Source organism: Chryseobacterium luquanense, from assembly GCF_026460945.1.
Taxonomy (GTDB): domain Bacteria; phylum Bacteroidota; class Bacteroidia; order Flavobacteriales; family Weeksellaceae; genus Chryseobacterium; species Chryseobacterium luquanense.
Genome location: NZ_JAOVZV010000016.1, coordinates 71,026 through 89,238, shown reverse-complemented (window position 1 = coordinate 89,238; position 18,213 = coordinate 71,026). Strand labels below are relative to the sequence as shown.

Genomic DNA, 18,213 nt, shown 5'->3' with positions numbered 1-18,213 from the left:
AATCATTTAGAAATGAGAAAATTACTACTCTTTTTTATATTAATAACATCGCAATTATTCTATTCACAATCTGATTGTGTTTCTGCAATGCCTATTTGTGGAAATTCAGACATTTTCTATACTCCTTCAGGACCTGGAAATGTTGCAGAAGGGCTGAGTACTAACGGATGTTTGGCATCTAACGAGCGTTTTTCAGTTTGGTACACCTTTACAATTGCTACTTCGGGAACACTTGCATTCACGATTATTCCCAATCTTGCAAGTAACGATTATGACTTTGCAGTATATGGTCCAACATCCAATGGTTGTACGCCATTACACACAAACAATGTATTTGTAAGACCATTAAGATGTAATTATTCCGGAACCCCTGGTGATACCGGATTAGATCTTACTTTAGCACCTCCTGCCAACCCATTGACAGATTATGGAAATGATGGTAAATGGAGCCCTTACATGCAAGTAACTGCAGGAGAAACCTATTATTTGATTATTACTAATCATACTTGGACCTTAAATGGTTTCTCTATGAACTGGGGCGGAACCGCTACCCTTTCATCAGCATTTTCCGATCCTAACTTAGCACCAAATCCATTTATTGCTCCTGGAACACCAAACCCAGCTGGAGGACCAAACCTGGTTCCGACATGTCCACTACCTGGTCTATTTGATTTCTCGACATTGTCTCCGGGGATTATAAACGGAAATCCTAACTTTATTGTCAGCTACCATACAACAGCTAACGATGCATTATCCGGCACAGCTCCTATTACAACTCCAATTATGGTCAATGGAACAGATACTTATTATTATAGTATTCGTTATCAAGATCCGGCAAATCCAGCAAACCCATTGAATAATTGCCGACAAAGTGGGTCTTTTAAATTTATTTTGGGAGTAATTCCTGTTAAAAATGCAACAGTTTTTGCTTGTGCTAACAACGGTGCTACTACAGCGACATTTGATCTCACTACAGCAGACGTATATTTTGACACTACGGCAATTAAGAAATTCTACCTAACGATGGCAGATCTTAATGCTGGAATTAATGAAATTCAAAATCCAAATAACTATAATTCTGTTGAGAAAACTGTCTATGCAAAAGTAACAACCAGCGCAGGATGTACAGGAAACGTAACGGTTGATTTGAAATTCCACCCGAAAGTAATTGTAAACGAAGCTACCATTGAAGAATGTTTTTTACCTGTTAATACAAATACAGCATCATTCAACTTAAATTTAGCCAACGTAACTTCACAACCTAATACAACAAAAAAATTCTATCTTACATTAGATAATGCGATTAACGGAACAAATGAGATAAGCAGTACTTACATATCATCAAATTCTTCTGTATATGTAAGAGTGTTTTCACAAAATGGATGTTATGCAATCACAAAAATTAACTTAAAAGTTTTAACTCCTGTAAACTCTACTGTTCTTAAAGACAAAACCATTTGTTTAGAAGACAGAACAACTTTAGATGCAGGAGCTGGTTTTGACGGATACGAATGGAGCACAGGTGCAACTACACAGACTATTTCAAATGTTGCAGTAGGAGCTTATTGGGTTAAATTAAAAACAGGAAAATGCTATACTTTACAAAACGTAACTGTTCACCCAACACATCAACCAGTTATTGCTAGTTTAGATATTAAAAACAATACAATTACGGTCAATGTTACTGGTGGATCTGCACCATATCAATACTCTTTAGACGGAACAAACTGGCAAGATTCTAATCTGTTTACAGGATTACCTAGAGGAGAAAATAAGATTTTCGTGAAAGATTCTTACGATTGTAACCCTATTCAGATTCAAGTTACGGTACCTAATCTAATCAACGCTATTACTCCAAACGGAGATAACATGAATGATGAAATAGATTATACTGCTTTAGCTTACAAAAAGAATCTTGTATTCACAGTTTACAACAGATATGGTAATAAAATCTATGAAGCTGATAAAATAAGAAACTTCAAATGGAATGGAACTTCAGGAGGTAAAAAAATCCAAACAGGAACTTACTGGTATACCATCACTTGGAATGAAGACGACGCAAACAGTACTCCAACAAAATACGACGGATGGGTATTGGTAAAAAATAGAGAATAATAATATTTTCAAAATCAATAAAAATCACCTCAGCAATGGGGTGATTTTTTTATTAACACTGAACCTCATCTGTTTACCGCAGTTGCATTATGTTTTCCACAGAATTGTTAGTTACTATTTTAAAATTATTTTCTAAAAAAACTATCTTTGCATAATGGCGCAGAAAGAAACACTCTCCTCTCTTACACAAGGAAACTTTGCTAGAGAATTGTCGATTGCAGATGGAAAAATGCCTCCTAATGCTGTAGATTTTGAAAGATTGGTAATTGGTACTTTTTTAATTGATAAAAAAGGACTAGACTATTCTATTGACTTACTTACGCCAGAAGTTTTCTATGATCCCAGACATCAGGTTATATTTTCTACAATTTTAAAACTATACGAAGGAAACCAACCTGTCGACATCATGACCGTTATTCAGGAAATGAAAAAGACAGACAAACTAAGTTCTGCAGGAGGCGATCATTACATTATCGAGCTTACGATGGGAGTAAGTTCATCTGCACACATCGAATATCATGTACGTGTAATTCTTGAAAAATATATTTTAAGAAGTTTGATTAATGTCTCAGCAAACGTAATTGATACTTCTTACAAAGAATCAACTGATGTTTTTGAACTTTTAGATAAGGCCGAACAGTCTTTTTTTGAAATCACCAACGGAACCATCAAAAAAGGTTTCGACACCGCCAATACTTTAGTAAAAGAAGCTATTGACATCATTAAATCATTAAAAGATAAAGAAGGAATCTCGGGTGTACCATCGGGATTCAGAGATGTTGATAAAGAAACGGGAGGTTGGCAAAATTCCGACCTTATTATTGTTGCGGCACGTCCTGCAATGGGAAAAACTGCCTTTATTCTTTCAATGGCGAGAAATATTGCTGTTGAGTATAAAATTCCAATGGCGTTATTTTCATTAGAGATGGCATCGGTACAGTTAATCACCAGAATGATTGCTTCCGAAACAAAAATTTCATCAGAAAAACTAAGAAAAGGAACATTAGACGATGAAGAATGGCAAAGATTATTCTCGAATGTCTCTGAATTAGAAAATGCACCTTTATATATTGATGAAACTCCTTCCCTTTCCATATTTGACTTTAGAGCAAAATGCCGAAGACTGGTAATGCAACACGGCGTAAGACTAATCATGGTCGATTATCTGCAGCTGATGACCGCAGGAGGTGGCGGAAAAGGAAGCGGAAACCGTGAACAGGAAATTTCAATGATCTCCCGTTCATTAAAAGCAATTGCAAAAGAATTAAATGTACCTGTAATTGCACTTTCTCAGCTTTCAAGAAGTGTGGAAACCCGTCCCGGAAAACGACCTCAACTTTCGGATTTGAGGGAATCTGGAGCAATTGAGCAGGATGCTGATATCGTTTCATTTATTTTCAGACCCGAATATTATAAGATTACAGTTTGGGATAATGACGAAGAAGGAGCAGAAACGTCTACCGAAAATCAAGCAGAATTGATTATTGCAAAACACAGAAACGGTGCTACTGCAGATGTAAGATTGTCTTTTCTGAAACATTTTGCGAAATTTGGAAATATTGAAGATGCAACCAATGGAATGGGTTATTCTAATCCAATGGGCGAACCAAGTGGTTTTGAAAAAATTAAAACAACCATTCAACCGGGAGCAGCTTTTGATTTACCAGACACTTCAAAACTTTCAGGTTCTTCTATGAATGATCTTGATGATGAAGAAGATTTCCCTTTTTAAGGTTAAAAATTAGTTTAAGGCTTATATCAATTAAACTTTTTTAATTATTAACCTAAATCTCTACCTCAAATGAGAATCGAAATATACACAGACGGAGCCTGTAGCGGAAACCCCGGAAAAGGCGGTTATGGAATTCTCATGCGAGTTCCTGAAAAAAATTATCAGAAAACATTCTCTAAAGGTTTTAGAAAAACAACCAACAACCGAATGGAACTTTTGGCTGTAATAACTGCATTGGAAAAGCTAAAATCTACTGAAAATGACATTCATGTTTTTACGGATAGTAAGTATGTTTCTGATGCTATTAACCAAAATTGGATTTCTGGTTGGATTAAAAGAGGCTGGAAAAATGTAAAAAACCCAGATCTTTGGAAGAGATTCATCATACTTTTTAATCAACACAGCCCAAAAATGCATTGGGTAAAAGGCCATGCAGGACATTTTGAAAATGAACTCTGCGATAAACTCGCTGTTGCAGCTGCAAATTCACCAAATCTTGAAGTAGATACGTATTTTGAAAGCTTGGAAAACAATTCTCTATTTTGAATAAAAATAAGATAAGGCATATCATATTCAACTTTTCGTTATCATTAATATTTTTTATTACAAAATAATCAAACTTTTTTACAAAATTAACAGGTTGTATACATTTATTAGTTAAGATTTAATATCTTTACACGTCTAATTTAAGTATCCTAATAAATGAATAAAAAACTACTGTTTTATTTTAGCCTTTTTGTACTTTGTATTTCCGGAAAACTTTCTTCTCAAACTTATCAGCTTACAGGATCACCTATTTCCACAACAGGTTGGACTATGGTAGCTCCTACCGTTTTAGGAGCTGGTGGAGATTTTATTCAGTTAACTCCGGATACCAACAACCAGTCAGGTTCTATAAGGCTAAACAACCCCATTAATCTAAAATTCTGTGATAAATGGCGTGTTGAATTTGATTTCAGAATGGATTCGAACCAAACCGCTAACGGAGATGGTCTTGCCTTTTGGTATTTAGCCAACCCTCCTGTGGCGAGTGTATTGGGTTCAGGTCTGGGCGTTTCACAAAATGCAATCGGTCTCATTGTAGGTTTTGACACCTACAATAACACTACAACGGCAGTAATGAGTAAAGTGCATGTTGCTTATGGGCAAGTTGCAAATACCACCGACAATAACAATGTAGAATTTTTCAATACTGCAGGAAGTTCTTTCCACTCAGCGGATATGAACACTACACTTCCCTTTCAGGGAACCACTTACAAACATGTTGAAGTAAACGCAACTGTAAATACATCGACTCCCAATACATGGAACATCATAATCAAGATTGATGGAAACACGATTTGCAATCAACCATTTACAGCGTCTGGAGCTGCTGCTACAATGACACAAGGATACTTTGGGTTTTCGGCTTCTACAGGAGGAAACAGATCCAGACATTCGATTAAAAATGTGAAGATCTATACCGATAAAGTAAGTTTATTGACACCATCGGTTACACAGTCTTTCTGTCCTAACCCGACAACAGGTTCCGGAATTGTGAATTTAACTTCTTTTAATTCTCAGTTTGTTGCAAACCCGGCAAATTATACTTTCACTTATTTAGTTGGAGGTACTCCGGTAGCAAGCCCCACTACTTTTCAGTTTACTGCAAATACAACGGTGAATGTTATTATTAAAGACAATTCAGCCTTACTTTGTGATAATCCAGATGGAACGATACAACTTAATCTCGCACCATTTACAGCCACAAACGTTACACTTTCAGAGTGTAATAATAATGGAGCTTTAACTGCAACCTATAACCTAAGTTCAGCGAATGTAACAGGAGTTCCTGGAGCCACTAAAAAATACTATAGAACTTTAGCAGAGCTGAATGCAGGAATAAATGAAATTACAAACTTTACAGCACATGTTTCTGCACCAGGAAAAGTGTATGTGAAAGTTACCACTCCACAAGGATGTACAGGAAATGCAGAAATTACATTAGCTTTCCACCCACTTCCTGTAGTAAAAGACGCAATTTTAGAAGCTTGTTTTAATGAAATTAACCCTACAACAGCAACTTTCAACCTAACAACAGCTAATGTTACCACAGAAACAGGGATTACAAAACAATTTTATAATTCTTTGGCTAATGCATTAAGTGGTACGAATGAAATCATTCCTTCTATTGCATATATAAGCCCAAGTACTGATGTATATGTAAAAGTAACTAACACAAACGGCTGTTTTGTCATTAAGAAAATCTCGCTTAAAGTAGTTACTCCCGTTAAATCATCTCTGTTGAAAGACAAAACAATCTGTATTGATGAAAGAACAACACTTGATGCAGGACCTGGTTTTGCGGGTTACTTATGGAGCACCGGAGCAACTACTCAATCTATTTCAGGAGTACCTGTTGGAAATTATTCTGTAGTATTAAAAACAGGAAATTGTTTTACCATTCAAACTGTAAATGTAAAAATGGCTACAAATCCTGTCATTTCCACTATTGACATCAGCAACAATACGCTTACTGTAAATGTTTCAGGAGGAACTGCTCCTTATAAATATTCTTTAAACGGAACTAATTGGCAAGATTCTAATATATTTAATGGAGTACCGCGCGGCGAAAACAAAGTTTTTGTAAAAGATTTTTATAATTGTGAACCTGTACATGTACAAATTACAGTTCCGAATATCATCAATGCAATTACTCCAAATGGTGACAACGTAAATGATTTCATTGACTACACTGCACTAGCTTATAAGAAGAATCTTGTATTCACTGTTTATGACAGATATGGAAACATGAAGTATCAAGCAGATAAAATAAGAAATTACACTTGGGATGGAACTTCCGGAGGTAAGAAATTATCTACAGGAACTTACTGGTACACCATCACATGGACAGAAAATGACGCAAACAATACAAATACGAATTACAACGGATGGGTATTGGTTAAAAATAGAGAATAAAAATATCGGCACCGCTCAAATAAAAAGTGGTGCCTTTTTATTTTCATATTCACAAAATCTATAATAGAAAGCTAAGATTCAAGCTTTGCAATGATATATTTTAAGATACTCTATTGATACTTTATGATCTAAAGCACATCTATTTAAAGCAAAAAAACAGATAATTTTACCAAACAATAAATCTATTAAGTTAAAAATGAAAAAAGTTTTACTCCTCAGTTTTTTGTTCGTTTTATCAATCATTAACCAAGATTTAAAAGCTCAAACCTATCAACTTACAGGTAGCCCTGTAATCAACACAACAGGATGGGACATCGTTCCTTCAGCATCCGCTACTGGTGATTTTGTACAACTTACAGCAGATCAAACCAGCCAATTTGGAGCCATTAAGCTATCAAATGCCATCAATCTTAAATATTGCGATAAATGGAAAGTCGAATTTGATTTCAGAATCGATGGAAACGGAACCACAGCATATGGAAGAGGTGACGGTCTTACATTCTGGTATCTTTCAAACCCTCCAACTGCATTTACTACTGGAGGCGGATTGGGAATTCCAGCCAATGCTAACGGATTAATGGTTGCCTTTGACATATTCAATAATTCTACAGAAGGGCAAATGAGCAAAGTACACGTTCTTTACGGAACCAACAATGTACCTGCAGGAAATCCTAATATTGAATATAATATGACTGCAAACAGTACTTTCCATTCTGCAGATCTTAATCCTACACAACCTTTCGTAGGCGCAAACTACAAACACGTAGAAGTAAATGGGGAGATCGACCCAAATAATCCTAACATTTGGTTAATTCAAATCAAAATTGACGGTGTTATGATTACCAACCAATCTTTCACTGCAACTGGTGGAGCAATTGGTATGACTCAAGGTTATTTCGGGTTTTCAGCAGGAACGGGAGCTGCAAGTGCAAGACACTCAATCAAAAATGCAAAAATATTTATTGATAAAGTGCCTATTCTTCAATCTACAATTACTCCTTTTGTTTGTACAAATCCTACAACAGGAAATGGTTTCGTAAATTTAACTTCGTATGCCAATCAATTTGTAAATAACCCTGCCAATTACATTATTACTTATTATGTTTTAGGTAATCCTGTTCCTATTGCAAATCCTACAAACTTTCAATATTCAGCGGGTACTACAACTATTCAGGTTGTTGTAAAAGATCCTTCATCTACTTTGTGTGATAACGGAGACGGTAAAATTATTTTAAACCCAACTCCATTTGCCGCAGCAGACGTTACAATGACCGCTTGTAATAACAATAATGCAGGAATAGCCTATTATAATTTAAATAATGCCGCATTAACGACTCTTCCGGGAGTAACGAAACACTACTATCATACTTTATCTGATTTAAATGCCGGAATTAGTGAAATTTTAAACTGGGCAAACTTTCCAGCAGCACATGGAACAACAATTCACGTCCAGGTAACAACAGCTCAAGGTTGTGTTGACAATGCTATCATAACACTTAATCATTATCCTACAGTTACTGTAACCAATACTACTTTAAGATCTTGTTTTATTGAAACTAATCCTTCTACAGGTTTATTTAATCTTACAACAGCCAATGTTACTACTCAAGCAGGAACAAAACAATACTATCCTTCTTTAACAGACGCTGTCAACGGAACGAATAACATTCCGGATCCTCAAAATCACATTGCTCCAAACGGAGTTGTTTATATAAAAGTAATTGATGGAAACGGATGTTATGCTATTGCACAAGTTACTTTGGTAGTTATTCCTCCGGTTTATTCAACTGTTTTAAAAGACAAAATCATTTGCGTAGAAGATAAGACAACTTTAGATGCAGGAACAGGATTCAGCAGTTATTTATGGAGCACCGGAGCAACCACACAAACCATTTCAAATGTTGGAGTTGGAACCTATTGGGTAAAACTTAAAACAGGAGATTGTACCTCAACGCAAACCGTAAAAGTTTTCGCTTCAGAACAGCCTGTCGTTACTTCGATTGATGTAAACGCTACAACAATTACAGTGTATGCAAACGGAGGAACACCAGCTTACCAATATTCATTAGATAATGTAAATTGGCAGGAATCTAATATTTTCAAACAATTATCAAGAGGAATTCACAAAATTTATGTGAAAGATTCTTACGATTGTGAGCCAATGGAAGTTGAGGTTACCGTACCAAATATCATCAATGTAATTACTCCGAATGGCGATGGTCTTAACGATTTTATAGATTATTCAGCTTTAGGAAGCAAAATTGATTTAACATTTAATGTTTACGATCGTTACGGAACAAAACTTCACCAAGGTGACAAAACCAATAATTACAGATGGGACGGAACTGCAAACGGCAGAAAAGTTCCTACAGGAAGCTACTGGTATTCTGTAACATGGAATGAAAACAACAAAACCAAAACTCCTGTAAAATTAGCTGGCTGGATTATGGTTAAAAACAGAGAATAATTTTTTTTCATACTATACTTAATTTGAAATCACTTCTTTCGGGAAGTGATTTTTTTATTTAGAAAATTTCCAAATAGATTTTGTTTAAAACAAGCTTTATTCCGCTTCAATTCTTAAATTTGTCTTATGAATTATTTGGAAGCTTTAAGCAGAAGATATTCTGTAAAAAAATTTAATCCTGATTTGACGATTCCTCAGGAAACACTTCTCAGTATTTTAGAGTCTGGAAAACTAGCTGCAAGTTCTCAAGGGCTTCAGCCATATAAGATATTTGTAGTGGAAAGCAAAGAAATGAAAGATAAACTGATCCCGGCTTTCTATAACCCTTCCCAAATTTCCACATGCTCTCATCTCATTGTTCTCGTATCTAAAAAGGATATGGAAGCAACTTATCTTGATGGATATTTTAATCACATCTCAGAAGTACGTGAACATCCTGTAGAAAATTTAAACCCTTTTAAAAAAAGTATTACCAGTCATTTCAGCAGACAAGAACATGATGATATACTAAACTGGGCAGAAAAACAGTCGTACATTGTCTTGGCAAACTTAATGTACGCTGCAGCAATAGAAAATATAGACACATGCCCAATGGAAGGTTTCAGACAAGATTTAATAGAAGAAATCTTAGATATAGATTCAGAAAAAGAAAAAGTAACTGTTACATTGGCTCTAGGTTACCGTTCTGAAGAAGATCAATTCCAACACATGAAAAAAGTAAGAAAACCAAACGAAAAATTGTTTAAATTTATTTAATTATTTAGACAATTGTCTTAAAGCAAGAATATGATAAAAGCGGATGTATTAGTGATTGGTTCCGGGATTTCCGGATTATCTTATGCCATAAAAGTTTCCGAACAATTTCCCGATGCCAAAATAATCATCGTAACAAAGTCTGATGAAGACGAAAGTAATACAAAATACGCTCAAGGCGGTTTGGCGGTAGTTACCGACTCTAAAAACGATAATTTCAACAAACATATCGAAGACACGATGAGAGCCGGAGATGGCGAAAATAAACATGATGTTGTAGAAATGGTTGTAAAAGAAGCCCCTGCAAGATTTAACGAAATCGTCGAATGGGGCGCAAATTTTGACAAGAAAAACGGAGAATTTGCTTTAGGTAGAGAAGGTGGTCACACAGAAAACAGAATTGTACATCACAAAGACATCACTGGTTTTGAAATAGAAAGAGCCTTACTTCAAACGGTAAAAAACAGCCCAAATATTGAAATTCTTGATCATCACTACGTTATCGATATCATCACTCAGCATCACGTTCCAGGAAAAGAATTAAATGAAGGTGAAATTAATTGTTACGGAGCCTATATTTTAGATGAAAAATCTAAATCTATTAAAAAAATCACTTCAAAAATCACTCTAGCAGCAACAGGAGGAGCCGGGCATGTTTATAAAAACACTACAAATCCTACCATTGCAACAGGAGACGGAATCGCTTTCGTTGCCCGTGCAAAAGGAAAAGTGACCAATATGCAATATTATCAATTCCATCCGACTGCTTTGTACAGCAAGCTTGATGGAATGTTGTTCTTAATTTCTGAGGCAGTTCGTGGTGACGGAGCTAAATTAAGAACCAAGAGAGGCGAAAAATTCATGCATAAATATGATGAAAGAGAAGAATTGGCTTCAAGAGATATCGTTGCAAGAGCCATAGACGCTGAAATGAAAATTACGGGAGACGAATTTGTTGGTCTAGACTGCCGTGAAATGAATCACGAGAAATTTTTAGAACATTTCCCGAATATTTATAAAAAATGCAAAGACGAAGGAGTTGATCCCTTTACTCAATTGATTCCTGTAGTTCCGGCTTGCCATTATTTGATGGGTGGAATTGAAGTTGATAAAGATGGACAATCTTCATTAAATAATCTTTTTGCTGTGGGTGAATGCACAAATTCCGGGCTTCACGGTGCGAATAGATTGGCATCAAACTCATTATTGGAAGGTTTGGTTTTCGGTCACAATGCAGCCATGAAAACTGTAGAATTATTAAAAGAAAACAATTTCAATTTCGACGATTTAAAAGCCGTTCCCGAATGGAATGAAGAAGGAATGAAAATTATTGACGAAATGGTGATTGTTTCTTACCTCAGAAAACAACTTCAGGAAATGATGAGCGACCTAGTGGGTATTGTAAGAAGTAACAGCAGACTCAAAATGGCTTTAAGAAAGCATTCTGAAATCGCCGCTGCAGTTGATGAGATTTACCACTACTCTATTCTTTCACCTCAACTTTCAGAATTACGAAATTTAACAACTGTTGCTCACCTAATCATTACCCAATCTATGGAAATGACTCAAAATAAAGGTGCATTTTACAATAAAGATTTAGTTCAAGCATAATTGATTATTAATAAAAATCATGAAAAGACCCAACTACGCTACCGATAAAGTTTTAAAACAATTCATTAAAAATGCTTTGGAGGAAGACATCCAAGATGGTGATCATTCTACATTGTCTACAATCCCTAAAGATCTTCAGCAAAGTGCTAAACTTTTAGTTAAAGAAAACTGCATTTTGGCTGGTGTGGAATTAGCTGAAATTATTTTTAAAACTTTCGACAAGAATTTAAAAGTTGAAAACTATATCAAAGATGGTGAAGTAGCAAAAGTGGGTGACATTGCATTTATTGTAACAGGAAGTGCAAGATCAATTCTTTCAACCGAAAGATTAGTTCTGAATTGTATGCAGAGAATGAGCGGTATCGCAACTTTAACCCATGATTGGGATTCACGATTGATTGGCTCAAAAACAAAACTTTTAGATACGAGAAAAACTACTCCTAACTTCAGAGTTTGCGAAAAGTGGGCAGTTGCTATTGGCGGGGGAACCAATCACAGATACGGTCTTTATGATATGATTATGCTAAAAGACAATCATATCGACTACAACGGAAGTATTACCAATGCCGTGAAAATGGCAAAAGACTATGTTAAAAAATCTAAGAAAAAACTTAAAATAGAAGTTGAAACCCGTAATCTTGAAGAAGTACAAGAAGCTATTGATGCAAAAGTTGACAGAATCATGCTTGACAATATGGATGTTGCCACAATGACCAAAGCAGTAAAATTGATCAACGGTTCTTGCGAAAGTGAAGCTTCAGGCGGAATTACAAGAAATCAATTGAAAGATATTGCCGCCACAGGAGTTACTTATATCTCTGTAGGAGCCCTTACACACTCGGCCAACAATATAGATTTAAGCCTAAAAGCGCATCAATAAATCATTACATTTTTAATAAAAACCAGGGTTGTTTGTTAAAAATTAAATAATATGATTTTTTTCACATGAAAATCCACATTTTGTATTTTTTACTGAAAATCAACACATTAAGCTTTGTTAAGAATCGTTAAAAATTAACATTCAGTTAATAATAGTTAAATTTTATTTGTCGAATTTTGCTGAAAATTTAATTCTAACTATTACTTACGATTATGAAATTAATCAACAAATCGATGCTAACTGTGATGATTTCACTTTCTACAGCTAGCGTTTATTATGCACAGCAGGTTCAAGACACTGTTAACACAAGGTCTAAAGATATTGAACAGGTTGTGCTAACAGGAGTTGCCGATCTTGCTAAAGACAGAAAGACTCCAGTTGCAGTTTCTACAATTAAAGAAGCACAAATTGTTGAAAGATTAGGAAACCAAGAATTTCCTGAAATTTTAAAATCCACACCATCAATCTACGCAGCAAAAGGCGGAGGAGGTTTTGGTGATGGCCGTATGAATATCCGTGGTTTCGATACAAACAATACTGCTGTAATGATTAACGGGGTTCCCGTTAATGGTATGGAAGATGGTGCTGTATATTGGAGTAACTGGTTAGGATTATCAGATGTAACTTCAGCAATGCAGATTCAGAGAGGTTTAGGTTCTTCAAAATTAGCTATTGCTTCTGTTGGAGGAACAGTGAACATTGTAACAAGAGCTGCTGATAAGAAAAGAGAAGGTAATGTCTTACTAGGAGTTGGTAATGACGGTTACTTAAAAACTTTATTCTCATACAACACAGGTAAATCAGCTAAAGGTTGGTCTACTTCATTCTTAATGGCTAGAACTGCAGGATCAACATATATTGATGGTTCAGAATTCGAAGCTTACAACTATTATTTTGCTTTAGGTTATCAGCCTAATGAAAAGCATGATTTCCAATTTACTTTTACTGGAGCACCTCAAAAACATATGCAGAACTTCCAAAGTTCAATTGCAAACTTTATTAAATATGGAAATGGTGTAGATGAGCCAAACAGAAGATACAATTCTAACTGGGGTTATTTGAATGACGAAGTAATGTCTCAAACTGTAAACTTCTACAGCAAACCGGTAGCATCAGTTAACTGGGATTGGAAAATCTCTGAAAGATCAAAATTATCTTCAGTTCTTTACGGATCTTGGGGTAGAGGGGGTGGTACCGGAGTTATCGGAAGCATTAACGGTACAAGCATCAATAACCTTCCGAAAACTGCTGATGGTTTAATTAGATTCGATGATATTCAGGCTTGGAACCAAGGACAAAATGTAACTTGGAATCCTACTGTAGCTAATAACACAGGAATCAATGCGATAAACAAAACACCTGGCGTTGCTACAAGAACTAATGGTCTCGTAAGAAGAGCAAGTGTAAACTCTCATGACTGGTATGGATTACTTTCTAATTTCCAACATAAAATTAACCAAAATTGGAACTTCTCAGGAGGTATCGATTTAAGATATTATTATGGTTATCACCCAGGTGTACTGACTAGTCTATGGGGAAATAATAAGTATATTGAGAAAGATGATATGAATAACCCTGGAGGTTATGAAGTAACTTTAGTTCAAAATGCAGCTCCATCAGCAAATCCTTTTGTAAAATCTGTAAAAGATAAAAATCAAATTGTTTACAGAAACTATGATGGCGAAGTACTATGGGGTGGACTTTTCGGACAACTAGAATATTCAAATGATAAAATTTCAGCGTTTGTTCAAGGTTCAGTTTCAGAACAGGGTTATAAAAGAATTGATAACTGGTTAAAAGACGGAGTAATCCAACAAGGTCAAGCTGTTACACAAAAAACAGACACTAAATTTCTTTTAGGATTTAATGCTAAAGCTGGTATTAACTATAATATTAACGAGCAGCACAATGTATTTGCTAATGTTGGATATTATGAAAAGCAACCTTTATTTAATTCTGTTTACAACTCTCCACTTGCTCCCGCTTCAGGAAACAACCCATTAATTAATACAAATGACGGAAGAGCTACTGGAAATCAGCAGATTGTAAATCCACTATTAACCAATGAGAAAATTGCTTCAGCAGAACTAGGTTATGGTTTCAGAAGTGGAATCTTCAATGCTAACGTGAATGCTTATTATACTTCTTGGAAAGACAGATATAATAGATTTACGGGACTTACTGTACCAAATCCTGCAGGAGGAAACTATAACAGACCTTATGCAAACCTTACAGGTATTCACGAAATTCACATGGGAATTGAATTTGAAGGAACAATAAAAGCTACTGATTATTTATCTTTCAATGCAATGTTCTCTATCGGAGATTGGAAATACAAAGGGAATGCAAATGGAAATCTTTATGACGAAAACGGAACTCCTATCGCCTTAAACGGTAGAACTGATGTAGAATTTGCATTAGATAAAGTAAAAGTTTCAGATGCTGCACAAACCACTGCTGCTTTAGGATTTACCCTAAAACCTATTAAAGATCTAAGCGTTTTTGCTAACTGGAATTATTATGACAACTATTATGGATTAATCAATTTCAGCGATATCTACGTACAACCTAATGGAACCATTAGTAATAATGGTAAAAAAGGAGCTTTAGAATATCCTAGCTATAATCTATTTGATTTAGGTATGTCATATTCTTTCAAAGTAGGAAATGGGCAAAGAATAGTATTAACAGGAAATATTTACAATTTACTTGATACTACTTATATTTCTGATGGTAAATCTTCTACACACGTTAAAGATGTTGCAGACTTCAAAACGTCTTCTAATACAGACGCACAAGCTCAAGCTGCATATAATACTTACATCAATAACCCACTAAACTTCTACAAAGGTTTAGATACAAGCAATACTGTTTACTTCGGTTTCGGTAGAACTTGGGCAGCTTCAATTGCATTTAAATTCTAATAATTTAGAACTTATTAATATTACCAGATCCCAGCTTTATCGCTGGGATTTTTTTATATTTGTACACTTTAAAACAGAAAAAATAGAAGTATGGATTTTTACAAAATTTTACTGAGTGCCCATAAAGGTTTTGCCTATTTGGAACTTGGATTAACCGCCCTATTCATCATCGCTTTGTTAACCGTAATGTTCGGATATAGCGGGAAAGTAAATAAATTACTCAAGAAAGTTACTTTATTTACAATGATCTTTTTCCACGTTCAGTTTACAATCGGAATTATTATGCTGATTATGAACTTTACTAAAGGATTGGATATAGGATCAGTAATGAAAAACGCTGATTTGAGATTTCAGTATGTAGAACACCCATTTTCTATGCTTATTGCAGCGGTTTTGATGACAATCATTAACAAAAAAGTAAAATCTAATGATACCATTTCTTTAGGAATTGTAATCATGGGATTAATCGCAGTAGGTTTATTCGCATTTGCGTTTCCGTGGACAAGAGTCTTCGGAGCTTAATTTATATTAACTTAAATTTTATTTAAACAACAATGAAAGTAGCTGTAGTAGGTTCAACAGGAATGGTTGGACAAGTGATGCTTAAAGTTCTCGAAGAGAGAAACTTCCCTGTAACAGAATTAATTCCGGTAGCTTCGGAAAAATCTATTGGTAAACAGGTGAAGTATAAACAGGTAGATTATACTATCGTAAGCATCGACGACGCTATAGCTGCCAAACCTGATATCGCAATTTTCTCTGCAGGAGGTTCCACATCTTTAGAATACGCTCCAAAATTTGCTGAAGCTGGAATTACCGTAATTGATAATTCTTCAGCATGGAGAATGGATCCTACTAAAAAATTAGTCGTTCCCGAAATCAATGCAGATGTTTTAACAAAAGAAGACAAGATTATTGCAAACCCTAACTGCTCTACCATTCAGTTGGTGATGGTTTTAGGTCCATTGAATAAAAAATATGATTTAAAAAGAGTCATTGTTTCTACTTATCAGTCTGTAACAGGAACTGGTAAAGCTGCTGTAGATCAATTGAACGGAGAAATTTCTGGTGACGATTCTGTTGCTAAAGTTTATCCTTATCAAATTTTCAAAAATGCCTTACCACACTGTGATGTATTTTCTGATGATGATTATACAAAAGAAGAAATTAAATTAATGAAAGAGCCTAAAAAGATTTTAGGTGATGATACATTTAATTTAACAGCAACTGCAGTAAGAGTTCCAGTACAGGGAGGTCATTCTGAAAGCGTAAATATCGAATTTGAAAACGAATTTGAATTAGATGAAGTAAGAAAAATTCTATCTGAAACTCCCGGAGTCATTGTAATGGATAACGTTAAAAACAACGAATATCCAATGCCTTTATATTCAGAAGGAAAAGACGAAGTTTTCGTGGGAAGAATCCGAAGAGATCTCTCACAACCGAAAACACTCAATCTCTGGATTGTGGCAGACAATCTGCGAAAAGGCGCTGCAACCAACGCAGTACAGATTGCAGAATACTTGGTAGCAAACAACTTAGTATAAACTAACAAAAAAGAAAAGAGTCTCCAAAAGAGATTCTTTTTTTTATCGAATAATCGTTTTGGTTGACGGTATTTAGTTGTTAGTTGATGATAAAAACTTAATGACATTCTAAAGGATAGGATAAAATCCTATCAAAAAAATGAATATGTAGAAATGATAACAAAGAATATCAATAAAGACAAAATCGGTTTTCAAAAACTCATTGCGGTTTTCGGAATCATTCTCTTTGTAGGAAAAATCATCGCTTGGAAACTTACAGATTCCGATGCCGTATTTTCTGATGCTATGGAAAGTATTGTCAATGTCATTAGTGCTTTCATGGGATTGTATTCTTTACATTTAGCTTCAAAACCAAAAGATGAAGATCATCCTTACGGGCACGGAAAAGTAGAATTTGTAACCGCAGGAATAGAAGGCGCCCTCATCGCAATTGCCGGAATTATGATTATTTACGAAGGCATCAACAGTTTGGTGACCGGAAGAGTTCTGAAAGGTCTGGATTGGGGAATTGCTATTATTGCAGCAACTGCGATTATCAATTATATTTTAGGCTATATCTCTATTAGAAAAGGTGAAAAAGAGAATTCTTTAGTTCTGATTTCCTCCGGAAAACATTTACAGTCAGATACGATTACGACATTGGGAGTTGTAATCAGTTTAATTATTGTCTACTTCACCCAGATTTTCTGGATTGACTCTGTGGTTGCCCTAATCTTTGGTTTCTACATCATTTTCGTCGGTTACAAAATCGTCAGAAAGTCACTGCGAGGAATTATGGATGAACAGGATCCCGAACTTTTAAACAATATTATTGATCTTTTAGAAAAAAACAGACACACGGAATGGATTGACATTCACAACATGAAAATCCAGCAATTCGGCTCCTCACTTCACATCGATGCGCATATCACACTACCCTATTATTACAGCCTGCGGGAAGCTCATCAGGAAATGGAAAACGTGATTCTGTTATTGGCCAAAAATACCAAAAGAACAGTCGAATTTAATTTCCATATGGATGATTGCAAGACGATTTCCTGTCCGGTTTGTCAGATTTTTGATTGTCCTGTGCGAGAATTACCATTTGTAAAACGTATAAAATGGACTCCCGAAAATGTAACAAGTGTGGAGAAACACACCGTTTAATAGTTTTTTTTAGGAGCTATTTCCAGCTCTACGCTTATACTCCTCGCTCCAGCGCTTTCCAACATCAAAGCCCTTAACTT

The 18,213-nt window shown here is 35.2% G+C and carries 12 protein-coding genes; all 12 read left to right on the top strand.

What is annotated here, in order from left to right:
* Window positions 1-12: 12 nt before the first annotated feature.
* The 12 genes from OEA66_RS14645 (at window position 13) to OEA66_RS14590 (ending at window position 18,133) form a co-directional block, all read left to right on the top strand.
* Entirely contained in the window at window positions 13-2,115 is a 2,103-nt protein-coding gene (locus OEA66_RS14645; protein WP_267282089.1) for an FIDD domain-containing protein, read from the top strand.
* Window positions 2,116-2,269: 154 nt separating this feature from the next.
* Window positions 2,270-3,847: a replicative DNA helicase gene (gene dnaB / locus OEA66_RS14640; RefSeq protein ID WP_267282088.1), complete on the top strand. Its 1,578-nt coding sequence runs from the start codon at window positions 2,270-2,272 to the stop codon at window positions 3,845-3,847.
* Window positions 3,848-3,916: 69 nt separating this feature from the next.
* A complete protein-coding gene (rnhA, locus tag OEA66_RS14635; RefSeq protein ID WP_267282087.1) occupies window positions 3,917-4,393 on the top strand; it encodes a ribonuclease HI in 477 nt (158 codons plus the stop codon).
* 156 nt (window positions 4,394-4,549) lie between these two features.
* On the top strand, window positions 4,550-6,805 hold the full coding sequence (locus OEA66_RS14630; protein ID WP_267282086.1) for an FIDD domain-containing protein: 2,256 nt from the start codon (window positions 4,550-4,552) through the stop codon (window positions 6,803-6,805).
* A gap of 196 nt (window positions 6,806-7,001) precedes the next feature.
* Entirely contained in the window at window positions 7,002-9,272 is a 2,271-nt protein-coding gene (locus tag OEA66_RS14625) for an FIDD domain-containing protein (protein WP_267282085.1), read from the top strand.
* Between the two features lie 126 nt (window positions 9,273-9,398).
* On the top strand, window positions 9,399-10,028 hold the full coding sequence (locus OEA66_RS14620) for an NAD(P)H-dependent oxidoreductase (RefSeq protein WP_267282084.1): 630 nt from the start codon (window positions 9,399-9,401) through the stop codon (window positions 10,026-10,028).
* Between the two features lie 30 nt (window positions 10,029-10,058).
* Window positions 10,059-11,636, top strand: a complete 1,578-nt coding sequence (gene nadB, locus OEA66_RS14615) for an L-aspartate oxidase (RefSeq protein WP_267282083.1) — start codon at window positions 10,059-10,061, stop codon at window positions 11,634-11,636.
* 19 nt (window positions 11,637-11,655) lie between these two features.
* On the top strand, window positions 11,656-12,516 hold the full coding sequence (gene nadC / locus OEA66_RS14610; RefSeq protein WP_267282082.1) for a carboxylating nicotinate-nucleotide diphosphorylase: 861 nt from the start codon (window positions 11,656-11,658) through the stop codon (window positions 12,514-12,516).
* Window positions 12,517-12,728: 212 nt separating this feature from the next.
* Window positions 12,729-15,440 carry a TonB-dependent receptor gene (locus tag OEA66_RS14605; RefSeq protein WP_267282081.1) on the top strand — a complete coding sequence of 904 codons (2,712 nt, stop codon included), beginning with the start codon at window positions 12,729-12,731 and terminating at the stop codon, window positions 15,438-15,440.
* Between the two features lie 90 nt (window positions 15,441-15,530).
* Window positions 15,531-15,962: a hypothetical protein gene (locus OEA66_RS14600; RefSeq protein ID WP_267282080.1), complete on the top strand. Its 432-nt coding sequence runs from the start codon at window positions 15,531-15,533 to the stop codon at window positions 15,960-15,962.
* Between the two features lie 32 nt (window positions 15,963-15,994).
* Complete coding sequence (locus OEA66_RS14595; RefSeq protein WP_267282079.1) at window positions 15,995-16,987, top strand: aspartate-semialdehyde dehydrogenase; 993 nt, start codon at window positions 15,995-15,997, stop codon at window positions 16,985-16,987.
* A 153-nt stretch (window positions 16,988-17,140) separates the two neighbouring features.
* Window positions 17,141-18,133, top strand: coding sequence for a cation diffusion facilitator family transporter (locus tag OEA66_RS14590; RefSeq protein ID WP_267282078.1), 993 nt, complete (start codon window positions 17,141-17,143; stop codon window positions 18,131-18,133).
* Window positions 18,134-18,213: the final 80 nt, after the last annotated feature.